This is a genomic window from Pseudokineococcus basanitobsidens, from assembly GCF_037482545.1.
Taxonomy (GTDB): domain Bacteria; phylum Actinomycetota; class Actinomycetes; order Actinomycetales; family Quadrisphaeraceae; genus Pseudokineococcus; species Pseudokineococcus basanitobsidens.
Genome location: NZ_JBBIAA010000008.1, coordinates 89109 through 103074, shown reverse-complemented (window position 1 = coordinate 103074; position 13966 = coordinate 89109). Strand labels below are relative to the sequence as shown.

Genomic DNA, 13966 nt, shown 5'->3' with positions numbered 1-13966 from the left:
TCGTCGAAGTGCGGGAGGGGGGGAGAGGCAGGCGGAGGACAACCGAGGCGTGGGCGCCCGGCCGACGGGCGCCGTCCGGCCCGCCACCGCAGGATCGGCGCATGGCGACGGCACCCGGGCCCACCCGCTGGCTCTTCGGCGACCAGCTGGGCCCGCACTTCCTCGGCGACCCCGGGAGCCCGGGCGACGACGGCGAGCAGCCCGTCGTGATGATCGAGTCGCGGAAGGTCTTCACGCGCCGCCGGTTCCACCGGCAGAAGGCGCACCTCATCCTCTCGGCGATGCGCCACCGCGCCGCCGAGCTCGGGGACCGCTGCACCTACCTGCGCACCGACACCTACGGCGAGGGCCTGGCGAAGCTGCCGAAGAAGGCGCTGCCGCTGTCGGTCTGCTCGCCGACCTCGCGCCCCGCCGAGGACTTCGTCCGCTCGCTCGACGGCTCGGGCGACCTGCCCCCCGTCGAGGTGCTGCCCGCACGGGGCTACGCGACGCCGCGGGAGGACTTCCGCCGCTGGGCCGACGGCAGCGAGCAGCTGCGCATGGAGGACTTCTACCGTCGCGCCCGCCGCGCCCACGACGTCCTCATGGACGGCGCCGAGCCCGCCGGCGGGACGTGGAACCTCGACCACGAGAACCGTGAGCCCCCGCCGAAGGGCGCCGACGACCTCGGCCTGCCGCGGCCGTGGATGCCCGAGGAGGACGAGATCGACGAGGAGGTGCGCGCCGACCTCGACCGGTGGGAGGCCGACGGCGACGTCTCGTTCGTCGGGCGCGACGGGCCGCGCGCCTTCGCGGCCAGCCGCGCCGAGGCGCTCGCCGCGCTCGACGACTTCGCCCGCCACCGGCTGCCCGCCTTCGGCCCGCACGAGGACGCTGTCCTCGAGGGCGACGAGTGGATGGCGCACTCGATGCTCTCGGCGCCGATGAACCTCGGCCTGCTCGACCCGCTGGAGTGCGTCGACCGCGCCGAGCGCGCCTACCGCGACGGCGACGCCCCGCTGGCGTCCGTCGAGGGCTACGTGCGACAGCTCATCGGCTGGCGCGACTACATCTGGCACGTCTACTGGTACGCGGGCGAGGGGTACACGCGGCGCAACGAGCTAGCGGCGCACGAGCCGCTGCCGCAGTGGTTCTGGGACCTCGACGCCGACGCCGTCGAGGCGCGCTGCCTCTCCCACGCGCTGCGCGGCGTCCGCGACCGCGGCTGGGTCCACCACATCCCGCGGCTCATGGTGCTCGGCAACTACGCCCTGCAGCGCGGGTGGGACCCGGCCGAGCTGACCGCGTGGTTCCAGCGCAGCTTCGTCGACGGCTACGACTGGGTGATGGCGGCCAACGTCGTCGGCATGAGCCAGCACGCCGACGGCGGGCTCATGGCGACGAAGCCGTACGCCTCGGGCGGCGCCTACATCAACCGGATGAGCGACCACTGCCGCGGCTGCCGCTACAAGCCCACCGTGCGCGTGGGGGAGGACGCCTGCCCCTTCACCGCCGGGTACTGGTGGTTCCTCGACCGCAACGCGGCGCGCCTCGAGGGCAACTTCCGGATGAAGCGGGCCCTCGACGGGCGTCATCGCCTGAAGGACCTCGACGAGCTGGTCGTCCAGGAGCGCGAGCGCGGTAGCGACGCGCCCTGACGGCGCGGACGGAGGCGTGAGGGCGACCGGTGCGACGCCACGGGGGTTGCCTCGCACCGGCCGCTGGAGGCACAGTACCAACCTGTACGGACAGGTAGTCCGTACAGGAGGACGAGGCGGCGCCCGCAGGTGTGCGTCGCGGAGGTGGTCGACGCATGGCCAGCACGCAGGCAGGACCTCGCAGGTCCCGCGTCCCGATGTTCGCGACGATGAACCGCATCCCCGGCGGGCTGATGCTCGTGCCGCTCGTCCTGGGCTCCCTCGTCGGCACCTTCGCGCCGGGGGCCCTGGAGATCGGCAGCTTCACCACCGCGCTGTTCGCCGACAGCGCCCTGCCGCTCATCGGCCTGCTCATCTTCATGACCGGCACCCAGGTGACCGGGGCGACGAGCGGGCCGGTGCTCGCCCACGCGGGCGTGGCGCTGCTGATGAAGAGCGTCGTCCCGGCGTCGCTCGTCGTGGGCCTCGGGCTGCTCGTCGGGCTCGACGGCGTGCTCGGCGTCTCGCTGCTCGCGCTGCTGGCCTGCATCGACAACAGCAACGGCGGGATCTGGCTCGCCTTCACCGGCCGGTACGGCGACGCCCGGGACCGTGGCGCCTACATCGCCTCGGCCGTCAACGACGGCCCCTTCCTCACGCTGCTCTTCCTCGGGGCGTCCGGGCTCGGGGACATCCCGCTGCTGGCGCTCGTCGGCGCGATCGTGCCCTTCGGCCTGGGCGTCCTCGTCGGCAACCTCGACGGCCAGTGGCGCGACGTCCTCGCCCCGGTGCCGAACATCGTCATCCCCTTCTTCGCCTTCGCCCTGGGCACCGGGATCGACCTCGGCTCCGTCGTCACCGGAGGGCTCTCGGGCCTCGTGCTCGGGCTGGTCGTCGCCCCCGTGACGGGCTTCCTCGTCTACCTCGGCTGGCGCTACCTCCTGCGCCGCGGCGCCAAGTCCGGTCTCGGCTTCGCCGCGGGCACCACCGCGGGCAACGCCATCGCGACACCGGCGATCGTGGCGGCCGCCGACCCGCGCTTCGAGCAGTACGTCGGGACGGCCACCGCGCAGGTGGCGGCCTCGGTGCTGGTGACGGCGATCATCGCGCCGCTGCTCGCCTCCGCCGTCCTGCGCCGGGCCGGCGCCCTCGACGAGGGCGACGCCGTCGACGCGCCGGCCGTCCCCTCGGGCAGCGGCGGCCCCGACCCTGCGGCCGACCGATGACCCCGGCCGGGACGGGCCGGGCGGGCACCTGGGACGCCGCCCTCGTCGCGGACGACCTCACGGGCGCGGGCGACAGCGCCGTCCGCTTCGCCGACGGAGGGTGGCGGACGGTGCTCGCGGTCGGGGCCGGGGCGGCCTCCTCGCCGGCCCCCGTCGAGCGGCCGTCCCTGCTGGCGCTGAGCGCGGACGTCCGGGCCGCCGCACCCGGGACCGCCCGCGAGGTGCTCCGGCAGCGTTTCCGGGCGCTGCTCGCGGCGGGTGTCCCCCGCCTCTACCTCAAGGTCGACTCGACGCTGCGCGGCTCCGTGGCCGCCCAGGTCGCGGGAGCCCTGGACCTGTGGACGGACGTGCGGCCCGACGGGTTCGCCGTCGTGTGCCCGGCCTACCCCGCGATGGGGCGCACCGTCGAGCAGGGGCGCGCCCTCGTGGACGGCGTCCCGCTCGAGCGGGCCGCCGCCGGCGCGGACCCGGTGACGCCGGTCCTCACCTCGGTCCTCGCCGAGCTCCTGCCCGGGTCCCGACGCGTCGTGGTGGACGAGGAGGACGCCCCGGTCGGGGACGCCGACGGGGAGCCGGTGGACGCCGACGGGGCCGCGCTCGCCCGGTCCCTGCTCGCCGCCGCGGACGGCGGCGCCCGTGTGCTCACCGTGGACGCCGCGGACGACGCCGCGCTCGAGCGGGTCGCCCGTGCGGTCGCGCGCTGCGGCGACCGGGCGCTGCCCGTCGGGTCCGCGGGTCTCGCCGACCCGATGGCGCGGCTGTGGTGGCCCGCCGGCGCGGCGCGCGCACCCCGTCGCCGCGTCGAGGAGGCGCGCGAGGGACCCCTCCTGGTGCTCGTGACGTCGCTGCACCCGGTCGCGCGCGAGCAGGTGGAGCGCCTCGCCGGGCGTGCGGGGACGGTCGTCGTGCGGCACCCCGACGCCGACGGCGACGAGGCCGTGGAGGTCCCGCCCGAGGCGCTCGCGGCGGACGTCGTCGTCCTGGCGCCGCAGCGGCCGGGGCACGGAGGGCCGAGCCGCGACGCCGCGGCCGTGGCGACCTCCGCGGCGGCGGCGCTGGACCGGCTGCACCGGCGGCTGGGGGCCTCCGCCGTCGTCGCGGTCGGCGGCGACGGCGCCGCGGCGCTGCTCGAGCGCTGGGGCGCCACGGGCCTCGACGTGCACGGCGCCCTCGCCGCGGGCGTGCCCGCCGGCGCCCTGGTCGGGGGACGTGCCGCCGGCCTCGCCTTCGCCAGCAAGGCGGGCGGCTTCGGGGGACCGTCCACCCTGCTCGACGTCGTCGACCGCCTCGCGGGCGCCCGGCGTCCGCGTGCGGCACCGCGATGACCGACCCGACGCCCGAGCCGGCTCCCGACCCTTCTCCCCGGCCGACGGCCCGGCCCGGCACCCCTGCCACCACCGACCGACCTCAGGAGCACCCCATGGCCCTCCCCGTCCTGGCCGTCACGACCGGCGACGTCGCCGGCGTCGGCCCCGAGATCACCGCCAAGACCCTGCTCGGGCACGACGACCTGCGCGCCGAGTGCGTGCCCGTCGTCCTCGGCGACGTCGAGGTGCTGCGCCGCGCGGTGCGGGACGTCGGCGGCGACCCGGCCGCGGTGCGGCAGGTGGGGCGGCCCGGCGACGCGACCAACGAGCCCGGCACGGTCGAGGTCGTCCAGGTGGGCGACCCGCTGCCCGAGATCGCCGTCGGCGAGCTGAGCCCGGTCGCCGGCGACGCCGCGTACCGCTTCGTCGTCGCGGCCTGCGACCTCGCCAAGGCCGGCGAGGTCGACGGCATCGTCACGGCCCCGCTCAACAAGGCGGCGATGCACGCCGGCGGGCACGCCTTCCCCGGGCACACCGAGCTCCTGGCCCACGAGTTCGGCGTGCGGGACTTCAGCCTCGTGCTGTCCGCCGGGGACCTCTACCTCTTCCACCTGACGACGCACGTCTCGCTGCGGCAGGCGATCGAGGACGTGACGCCGGAGCGCACCGACGCCGTCCTCACGCTCGTCGACGCGTTCAGCCGCGCCCTCGGCCGTCCGGGGGAGCGCATCGGCGTCGCCGGCCTCAACCCGCACGCCGGCGAGAACCGGATCTTCGGGGACGAGGACGCGGACGTCCTGGCCCCCGCCGTGCGGCGGGCGCAGGAGCGGGGGATCAACGCCGAGGGGCCCCTGCCGGCCGACGCGCTGATCCCGGCGGCGGTCCAGGGGCGGTGGGAGTTCGTCGTCGTCTGCTACCACGACCAGGGCCACGCCCCCTTCAAGGCGGTCTACGGCGACGACGGGGTCAACATCACCGTGGGGCTGCCGGTCGTCCGGGTGTCCGTGGACCACGGGACGGCCTTCGACATCGCGGGGCAGGGCGTCGCGCGCGAGGCGAGCCTCGTCCTGTCCTGCCGCCGCGCCGCGGCCCTCGCCCCGGGGTGGGGCCACGTCCGGGACGTCGCGCCGGACGTCGCCTAGCCTCGCCGGCGTGGGGGAGGACGACGTCGTGCCGGCGCCCGACGAGGCGGCGGGTACGCGGACGCCGCTGCACCGGCGGGTCGCGGACGCCCTGCGCGCCGAGGTCGACGACCGCACGACCCCCGCGGGCGCGCTGCTGCCGAGCGAGGCCGCGCTCACCGACCGCTTCGGCGTCAGCCGCTCCGTCGTCCGCCAGGCGCTCGCCGCGCTGGAGGCGGAGGGCCGCGTCCGGCGCGAGCGGGGGCGGGGCTCCGTCGTCGTGGACCGGTCCGACCACCGCCGGCTGGTCACCCGGGCCGGCGGGCTGCACGACCAGCTCGCCGCCGAGGGCGCGGCCGTCTCGACGCGGGTCCTCGAGCTGTCCGTCGAGGAGACGCCCGAGGTCGCCGCGTGGCTGGGCACGGCGCAGGTGCTGCGCCTGGAGCGCGTCCGCAGCGTCGACGGTCGCCCGGTCGCCCGGATCCGCACCTACCTCCCCCTCCCACTGATGGCGGGCCTGCGCCGCGAGGCGCTCGCCGACGCCTCGCTGCACGCCGTCATGGATGACCTCGTCGGGTCGCGGCCCCGCCGCGGGTCGCGGCAGGTCCGGGCCGTGGCCGCGGACGAGGGGCTCGCCGCGCAGCTCGGCGTCGCGGCCGGCGACCCGCTGCTGCTCCTCGAGGGGCGCGGCGCCGCCGAGGACGGCACCCCGCTCGAGGTCTTCGCCACCTGGCACCGGGGGGACGCCGTCTCCTTCGACGTGGAGGTCGACGACGTGCGGGCCCGGCCGCTCGCCCCGGTCGGGCTGACCGGCGGGCGGGGGACACCGCCGTCACCGGCCGTCGCGGAGAACCCGGGCAGGGCGACCACGGGGGACGGCGAGGTCGACGTGCACCGCCTGCTCGCCGACCTCGACGACGTGAGGACCCGCCTGAGGGCTCTGGTCTCCCGTCGGCCGTGAGCGGACCCGTCCCGGGCCGCAGCGATCTGCATGCGCTGACGCCGNTCCGGCGAGCCGGTGGACGTCCCGGCCGACGGCCTCGCGCTGACGCTGCCCGCCTCCGGCTACCGGTGGTACGGCGACGCGGGCTGACCTCCCCGGCCGCGAGGCGTCCGGTCCGCAGACCTGTTCGACGGACGTGACCGTGCACGGTCACGTCCGTCGAACAGGTCTGCGGACCGGACGCCTCGCGGCCGGGGAGGTCAGCCCGCGTCGCCGTACCACCGGTAGCCGGAGGCGGGCAGCGTCAGCGCGAGGCCGTCGGCCGGGACGTCCACCGGCTCGCCGGAGAACAGCTCGACGACGTCGCCCGCGAGGACGTCCCCGGGCAGGCGCACCTGCACCTCCTCCTCGGCGAGGTTGGCCAGCGCGAGCGTCGTGCGGCCCTCCCACGTGCACGCGTGGGCCAGGACGCGGTCGTCACCGACGTCGAGCAGCCGGAGCGTCCCCCGCCCGAGCTCCGGCCGGGCGCGGTACCGGGCGACGAGCCGACGCATCGCGTGCAGCAGCGAGCCCGGGTCGGCCTCCTGGGCGGCGACGCCGGTGGGGACGTCGCGGCCCCAGCGCAGCGGCGTGCGGACGGCCACGCGGCCGGGGACGGAGAGGTCCTCGCCCTGGCCGACCTCCTCGCCGTAGTAGAGGACGGGGACGCCGGGCACCGAGAAGACGAGCGCATAGACCATCTCCATCCGCTGCTGGTCGCCGGACAGGATGCTCGGCAGGCGCAGCCGCAGGCCCCGGCCGAACAGCTGCTGGTCCTCGCGCGGGCCGAAGGCGGCGAGGACCTCGGCGCGCTCGTCGTCGGAGAGCTGGTCCAGGGTCAGCTCGTCGTGGTTGCGGGCGAAGACGCCGAACGACTTGCCGTCCGGCAGCGACGGCCGCTGCTCCAGGGCCCGGCGCACCGGCGCGGACGTGCCGCGCGCGAGGCCCAGGTACATCGCCTGGTTGAGCGTGAAGTCGAGGTTGATCGTCATGCGGTCGCCCATGCCGCCGAAGAAGGGCTCCTGCTGCGCGTACGGGAGGTTGACCTCGCCGAGCATGAGCGCCTCGCTGCTGCGCCGGGCGAGGAAGGAGCGCATGACGTCCAGCATCTGCATCGACTGCTCGAGGTGGTCGGTGGACTCCCCGCCCTGCCCGGCGTCGGCGGACCCCTCCCCGTCGGCGCCGCCCGCGTCGTCGGCGTCCCCTGTCCGCGCGGCGGTCTCGACGAAGAAGGGCACGGCGTCGACGCGGAAGCCGGCGACCCCCAGCTGCAGCCAGAAGCCCATGATCCGCAGGATCTCGTCGCGGACGTCGAGGTTCGACGTGTTGAGGTCGGGCTGGCCGGCGTAGAACCGGTGCCGGTAGTGCTGGCCCGCGACGTCGTCGTAGGACCAGATGGAGTCCTCCGCGTCGGGGAAGACGTTCTGCGCGCCGGAGTCCGCCGGGTCCGGCTCGTCGCGCCAGACGTACCAGTCGCGGTAGGGCGAGTCCTTCGACGTCCGCGCCTGCCGGAACCACGGGTGCTCGGCGGAGGTGTGGTTGACGACGAGGTCCACCAGGACGCGCATGCCCCGCTCGCGGCACGCGCGGACGACCTCGACGAGGTCGCCGAGCGTGCCCGCCGCGGGGTCGACGGCGTAGTAGTCGCTGATGTCGTAGCCGTCGTCCCCCTCCGGCGAGGGGTAGAAGGGCTGCAGCCAGACGAAGCCGACGCCGAGCCGCGACAGGTGGTCCAGGTGGGCGCCGAGGCCCGCGAGGTCGCCGTGCCCGTCGCCGTCCCCGTCCGCGAACCGCTCGACGTCGAGGCAGTACCCGACGCTCGTCGTCCACCACTGGTCCGTCGTCGTCGTCAGCCGCACGCGCCCGGACGCTAGCGGTCGCGGGTCGTCCGCACGCCGAGACACCGGCGCACGCGCCCACCCCTGGGACGCACCATAGATGCATCATGCGTCTCCACCCCGGCCCGACGGCTCCTGCGACCACGCCCGACGACGCGCTCCCCGCCTCCGAGCGCGTCTACGCCCACCTGAAGCGCGGGATCCTCGACCGGACCTACCCGGGCGGCACGCTCGTCACGGAGGGGGAGGTCGCCGAGCGGGTGGGGGTGAGCCGGACGCCCGTGCGCGAGGCGCTGCTGCGGCTGCAGGCCGAGCGGCTGGTCGAGCTCTTCCCCAAGCGCGGCGCCCTCGTGCTGGCGGTGAGCGACACCGAGGCCCACGACGTGCTCGAGGCGCGCGAGCTCGTGGAGGACTGGGCGGCCCCGCGCGCCCTCGACCACGTCCGGCGCCTGCTGCCCGTGCTCGACGAGCACCTCGCGGCGATGCGGCGCGCCCGCGAGCACGGCGACGCCGCCGCCCTCGTCGAGGCGGACCGCGCCTTCCACGAGGCGGTCGTCGACGCGGCCGGCAACGCCGTGCTCACGCGGCTCTACGGGACGCTGCGCGACCGGCAGCTGTGCATGGGTGTCGCCTCGATGGACATGGGCCGGGCCCGGCAGGACCGGGCCGTGCGCGAGCACCAGGCGCTGCGCGACGCCCTCGCCGCCGGCGACCGCGAGGCCTTCGTCCGGCTGACGCGCCAGCACGTGCGCGGCGCGGGGGACCTGCTGCGCGGCGTCCGCGAGGAGGGGCGATGACCGCCTCGCCCGTGGACCGGACGGCGCCGCCGAGGACGCGTGCGGCCGCCTCACCCACGCCTGACGGGGACCGCCGCCCGCGGCGCCCGCGTGCGCGGGCGTACGTCGTGTGGGCCGTCGGCGTGCTCGCCTACGTCGTCGCGATCTTCAACCGCACGTCCCTCGGCGTCGCCGGCCCGGCTGCGCTGGAGCGCTTCTCCACCGGCGCGGCGGTGCTGTCGGTCTTCGCCGTCGTCCAGCTCCTCGTCTACGCCGCCATGCAGGTGCCCGTCGGGGTGCTCGTGGACCGGTTCGGCACCAAGCGGCTGCTCGTCACCGGCGCCGCGCTCATGGTGGCCGGGCAGGCCGTGCTGGCGGTCGTGACGGACGTGCCCGGCGCCTTCGCCGGGCGGGTGCTCGTCGGCCTCGGCGACGCCATGACGTTCATCAGCGTGCTGCGGCTCGTCCCCGCCTGGTTCCCCGCGCGCCAGGTCCCCGTGCTGACCCAGGTCACGGGGATGCTCGGCCAGCTGGGCCAGGTGCTCTCGGCGATCCCGCTCGCCGCGCTGCTCGCCGGGCCCGGCTGGGCCGTGGCGTTCGGCGGGGCGGCCGGCGTCGGGGCCCTCGTCGCCGTGCTCGTGCTCGTCGTGCTGCGCGACGCGCCGCCCGACGCCGTCGTCGTCCGCCGCCGGCGCACGGTCGCGCAGGTGCGCGGCGAGCTCGCGGGGGCGTGGCGCGAGCCGGGCACGCGCCTCGGCTTCTGGAGCCACTTCACCTCCCAGTTCTCCGGTATGGTCTTCGCGCTGCTGTGGGGCTTCCCCTTCATGGTGCAGGGGCTCGGGCTCTCGCCCGTGGCCGCCGGCGGGATGCTCAGCCTCCTCGTGGCCGGCGCCATCGCCGCGGGCCCCGTCGTCGGGCGCCTCACCGCGCTGCACCCCCTGCGGCGGTCCTCGCTCGTGCTCGGCGTCGTCGTGGTGACGGCGCTGGCGTGGACGGTCGTGCTCGTGTGGCCCGGCGGCGCCCCGGCCGCCGTCGTCGCCGTGCTCGTGCTCGTGCTCGCCGTGAACGGCCCGGGCTCGATGGTCGGGTTCGACTTCGCGCGGACCTACAACCCGCCCGAGCGGCTCGGGACGGCGACGGGCCTGGTCAACACCGGCGGCTTCACCGCGTCGTTGCTCACGATCCTCGGGATCGGCGTCGTGCTCGACCTGCTCGCCGGTGACGGGACGCCGGGCCTGGGCGACTTCCGCGCCGCCCTCGCCCTGCAGTACGTCGTCTGGGGCGTGGGCGTCGTCATGGTCGTCCGCACCCGACGGCTGGCGCGGCGGGACCTCGCCGTCCTCGGCGTCGAGGTGCTCCCGCTGCGGCGGGTGTGGGGCACGCGCCCGCTCTGGCGCGCCTGACGCCGACCGGACCCCGGCACGGGTCGGTTCGCGCGGCGTCGCGCGGCCACGGAGGATCACCCCTCGTGACCTCTCCTGTCTCCCGCCCCTACCCGCTCGGCGCCACCTGGCGCGACGGCGTCCTCGACGTCGCCGTCTACTCCGAGACCGCCGAGGCCGTCGAGGTGTGCCTCTTCGGCACCGGTGACGCCCCGGAGGAGGAGCGCCGCGTGCGCCTCACCGAGCGCACCGGCCACGTCTTCCACGGCCTCGTCGACGGCGCCGGCCCCGGCACCCGCTACGGCCTGCGCGTGCACGGCCCCTGGGACCCCGAGAAGGGCCTGCGGCACAACGCCCACAAGCTGTTGCTCGACCCGTACGCCCGTGCGGTGGAGGGGATGTGGGACTGGTCGGAGGACGTCTTCGGGCACCTGCACGAGCAGCCGCAGACCCTCAACGAGGCCGACTCCGCGGCGGCGAGCCCGCGCGGCGTCGTCGTCGACGACGACTTCGACTGGGGCGACGACGCCCCGCCGCGCACGCCGATGGCCGAGACCGTCGTCTACGAGGTGCACGTCAAGGGCTTCACGCAGCAGCACCCGGACGTGCCCGAGGAGATCCGCGGCACCTACGCGGGCCTCGCGCACCCGGCGGCGATCGCGCACCTCGTGGACCTCGGCGTCACCGCCGTCGAGCTGCTGCCGGTGCACCAGTTCGCGCAGGACAGCCACCTGCTCGAGAAGGGCCTGCGCAACTACTGGGGCTACAACTCCATCGGCTTCATGGCCCCGCACAACGAGTACTCCTCGGCCGGCGACGGCGGCGCCCAGGTCACCGAGTTCAAGGCGCTCGTCAAGGCGCTGCACGCGGCCGGGCTCGAGGTCATCCTCGACGTGGTCTACAACCACACGGCGGAGGGCAACCACCTCGGGCCGACGATCTCCCTCAAGGGCATCGACAACGCGTCGTACTACCGCCTCGTGGAGGAGCAGCCGGAGAGCTACTTCGACACGACCGGCACGGGCAACAGCCTCAACGTCGGCCACCCGGCGGCGCTGCAGCTGATCATGGACTCGCTGCGCTACTGGGTCACCGAGATGCACGTCGACGGCTTCCGCTTCGACCTCGCGACGACGCTGACCCGCCAGGACGGCGACGCCGAGGTGCACAGCGCCTTCCTCTCCCTCGTGCACCAGGACCCCGTGCTGGCGCGGGCCAAGCTGATCGCGGAGCCGTGGGACGTGGCCGGCTACCAGGTGGGCGGCTTCCCGGCCCGGTGGTCGGAGTGGAACGGCAAGTTCCGCGACGACGTCCGCGACTTCTGGCGCGGCGCCGACGGGGCGCTCGGCGCCCTGGCGCAGCGCCTCACCGGCAGCCCCGACGTCTACGAGGGCGCCGGCCGCTCGGCGCTGTGCAGCGTCAACTTCGTCACGGCGCACGACGGCTTCACCCTCGCCGACCTGACGATGTACGACGAGAAGCACAACGACGCCAACGGCGAGGGCGGCGAGGACGGGGAGAGCGACAACCGCAGCGACAACAACGGCACCGAGGGCCCGACCGCCGACCGGGAGATCGACGCCCAGCGGGACCGCCAGCGCCGCAACATCATGGCCACGCTGCTGCTCTCGGCCGGCGTGCCGATGGTCCTCGGCGGCGACGAGATCGCCCGCAGCCAGGGCGGCAACAACAACGCCTACTGCCAGGACGACGAGATCTCCTGGTTCGACTGGGCCGAGGCCGACCGGGAGCTGCAGGCCTTCACCGCGGAGCTCGTCACCCTGCGCCGGGAGAACGCCGTGCTGCGCCCGCGCTGGTACGACGACGAGGGTCCCGGCACGCGGTCGGTGCGGATGCTGCGCGCCGACGGCGCCGACATGGAGCCGGCCGACTGGCAGGACGCCGGCGCCAAGTCGCTCGGTGTCCAGCTCTCGCCGGGGGAGGGGGCCGAGGAAGGTGCCTCGTTCCTCCTGCTGCTCAACGCCGCGGACGGTCCCGTGGACTTCTCGGTCCCGGACGCGCCGGCCGGCCGCTGGCGGCTGGCGATCTCCAGCGACCCCGAGCAGGAGGTGGGCAAGGAGGTGAAGGACCTCTTCCTGCGCGACCGGTCCTTCACGCTGCTCCGCTCGGCCTGACGCGGCCCGCCCCGTTCTGCCCCGTCCCCGCCTCGGGGGCGGGGCGGGGCGCGGACGGGGGAGCGGCGAGGATGTCGCGCGACGTGCCGCCCCGGCGGGCGCGAGGATGCCGGGGTGCTCCTGACGATCACCGCGACGTCGTCGCCCGTGCTGCCGGACGCGACCGACCTCGGGTACCTGCTGCACAAGCACCCCGGACGGGCGCAGTCGACCGACCTCCCGGTCGGGACGGCGCACGTCGTCTACCCCGAGGCGTCGCCGGAGCGGTGCACGGCGGCGCTCCTGCTCGAGGTCGACCCCGTCGAGCAGGCCCGGGGGCGGCGCGGGCGACCGGCGTGGGCCCTCGGCCGCTACGTCAGCGAGCAGCACTACGCGAGCTCGTCGGCGCTCGCCGTCGCGCTGGCGCGGGTCTTCGCCACCGCCCTGCGCGGCCGGTGCGACGCCCGGCCGGCGCTCGTGGACGCCGCGCTGGACCTCGCCGTCCACGTGCCCGCGGCCTCGGCGACGCCGGGCGGGGGCCCGCACGGTCCCGACGGGAGCCCCGACGACGGACCGGCCCTGGCACGTCGCCTGCTCGCCCCGCTCGGCTGGGACGTCGACGCCCGGGCGGTGCCGCGCGACCCCGAGGTGCCCCGCTGGGGCGACGCCGCGGTCGTCGACCTCCGCCTGCAGGGTCGGATGCCCGCTCGCCCGGGCGCTGTCGTCCCTCTACGTGCTGCTCCCGGTGCTCGCCGGCTCGAAGCACTACTGGGTGTCCGCCGACGAGGTCGACAAGCTGCTGCGCGCCGCGGGGGACTGGCTGCCCGAGCACCCCGAGCGCGAGCTGGTGACCCGTCGGTACCTGGCCCACCAGCGCTCCTACGTCGACGACGCCACGGCGCGCCTCGGTGCGCTGGAGGGCGTGCCCGCGCCCGAGGAGCCGGACGCCGGGGCGGGCGAGGCCGCGCCCGCGCGGCCGCTCGCGGCCCTGCGCCGCGAGGCCGTCGTCGCCGAGCTGCGCCGTCTCGGCGCCGCCCGGGTCGTCGACATGGGCTGCGGCGAGGGTGCTCTCGTCGCCGACCTCCTGCGTGAGCCGTGGGTGGAGGAGGTCGTCGGCGCCGACGTCTCGGCGACCGAGCTCGACCGTGCCGCGCGACGTCTCGACCTCGCCCGGATGCCCGACCGGCAGCGCGCCCGCGTCCGGCTGCTCCAGTCGTCGGTCACCTACCGCGACCGGCGCCTGGCCGGCTACGACGTCGTGGTGCTCTCCGAGGTGCTCGAGCACGTCGACCTCGAGCGCCTGCCCGCCCTGGAGCGGGCCGTCCTCGCGGACGCCCGGCCCCGGGCCGTGGTCCTGACGACGCCGAACGTCGAGCGCAACGCCGGGTACGGGCTGGCGCCGGGCGAGCGCCGGCACCTCGACCACCGCTTCGAGTGGACCCGCGCCGAGCTGGCCGCCTGGGCCGCGCGCGTGGGGGCCGAGCACGGCTACGCGGTGCGCCTCGGCGGCGTCGGCGACGACGACCCGCAGCACGGGCAGCCCACGCAGCTGGTCGTCCTCGACCGGGGGGACGCCGCGTGAGCACCTGGACGGACGAGGGTGA

The 13966-nt window shown here is 76.0% G+C and carries 9 protein-coding genes and 1 pseudogene; 9 read left to right on the top strand and 1 reads right to left on the bottom strand.

Going from position 1 to position 13966, the window contains the following annotated elements:
• Positions 1-101 precede the first annotated feature (101 nt).
• The 5 genes from WDZ17_RS09345 to WDZ17_RS09325 all read left to right on the top strand — a co-directional run bounded on the left by WDZ17_RS09345 (position 102) and on the right by WDZ17_RS09325 (position 6231).
• Complete coding sequence (locus tag WDZ17_RS09345) at positions 102-1637, top strand: cryptochrome/photolyase family protein (protein WP_339574877.1); 1536 nt, start codon at positions 102-104, stop codon at positions 1635-1637.
• Between the two features lie 233 nt (positions 1638-1870).
• The gene (locus WDZ17_RS09340; protein WP_422631926.1) at positions 1871-2842 is read left to right on the top strand and encodes a 2-keto-3-deoxygluconate permease; all 972 of its coding nucleotides are present in this window, start codon (positions 1871-1873) and stop codon (positions 2840-2842) included.
• Positions 2839-4167 (top strand): four-carbon acid sugar kinase family protein, encoded by a 1329-nt coding sequence (locus tag WDZ17_RS09335; protein ID WP_339574875.1) that lies wholly within the window; start codon positions 2839-2841, stop codon positions 4165-4167. The genes WDZ17_RS09340 and WDZ17_RS09335 overlap by 4 nt, the downstream gene beginning before the upstream one ends.
• A 95-nt stretch (positions 4168-4262) precedes the next feature.
• Positions 4263-5291 (top strand): 4-hydroxythreonine-4-phosphate dehydrogenase PdxA, encoded by a 1029-nt coding sequence (gene pdxA, locus WDZ17_RS09330; protein WP_339574874.1) that lies wholly within the window; start codon positions 4263-4265, stop codon positions 5289-5291.
• A 10-nt stretch (positions 5292-5301) separates the two neighbouring features.
• Positions 5302-6231 carry a GntR family transcriptional regulator gene (locus WDZ17_RS09325; RefSeq protein ID WP_339574873.1) on the top strand — a complete coding sequence of 310 codons (930 nt, stop codon included), beginning with the start codon at positions 5302-5304 and terminating at the stop codon, positions 6229-6231.
• A gap of 242 nt (positions 6232-6473) precedes the next feature.
• Here WDZ17_RS09325 and WDZ17_RS09320 read toward each other — a convergent pair whose 3' ends face one another.
• Positions 6474-8111 (bottom strand): alpha-amylase family glycosyl hydrolase, encoded by a 1638-nt coding sequence (locus tag WDZ17_RS09320; RefSeq protein ID WP_339574872.1) that lies wholly within the window; start codon positions 8109-8111, stop codon positions 6474-6476.
• 86 nt (positions 8112-8197) lie between these two features.
• Here WDZ17_RS09320 and WDZ17_RS09315 point away from each other — a divergent pair, with 86 nt between their 5' ends.
• The 4 genes and pseudogenes from WDZ17_RS09315 (at position 8198) to WDZ17_RS17480 (ending at position 13944) form a co-directional block, all read left to right on the top strand.
• The gene (locus WDZ17_RS09315) at positions 8198-8887 is read left to right on the top strand and encodes a GntR family transcriptional regulator (protein WP_339574871.1); all 690 of its coding nucleotides are present in this window, start codon (positions 8198-8200) and stop codon (positions 8885-8887) included.
• A complete protein-coding gene (locus WDZ17_RS09310; RefSeq protein ID WP_339574870.1) occupies positions 8884-10269 on the top strand; it encodes an MFS transporter in 1386 nt (461 codons plus the stop codon). The genes WDZ17_RS09315 and WDZ17_RS09310 overlap by 4 nt, the downstream gene beginning before the upstream one ends.
• Positions 10270-10334: 65 nt before the next feature.
• Positions 10335-12383, top strand: coding sequence for a glycogen debranching protein GlgX (glgX, locus tag WDZ17_RS09305; protein WP_339574869.1), 2049 nt, complete (start codon positions 10335-10337; stop codon positions 12381-12383).
• 114 nt (positions 12384-12497) lie between these two features.
• A pseudogene (locus WDZ17_RS17480) lies at positions 12498-13944 on the top strand (3' terminal RNA ribose 2'-O-methyltransferase Hen1).
• The last annotated feature ends 22 nt before the right edge of the window (positions 13945-13966 follow it).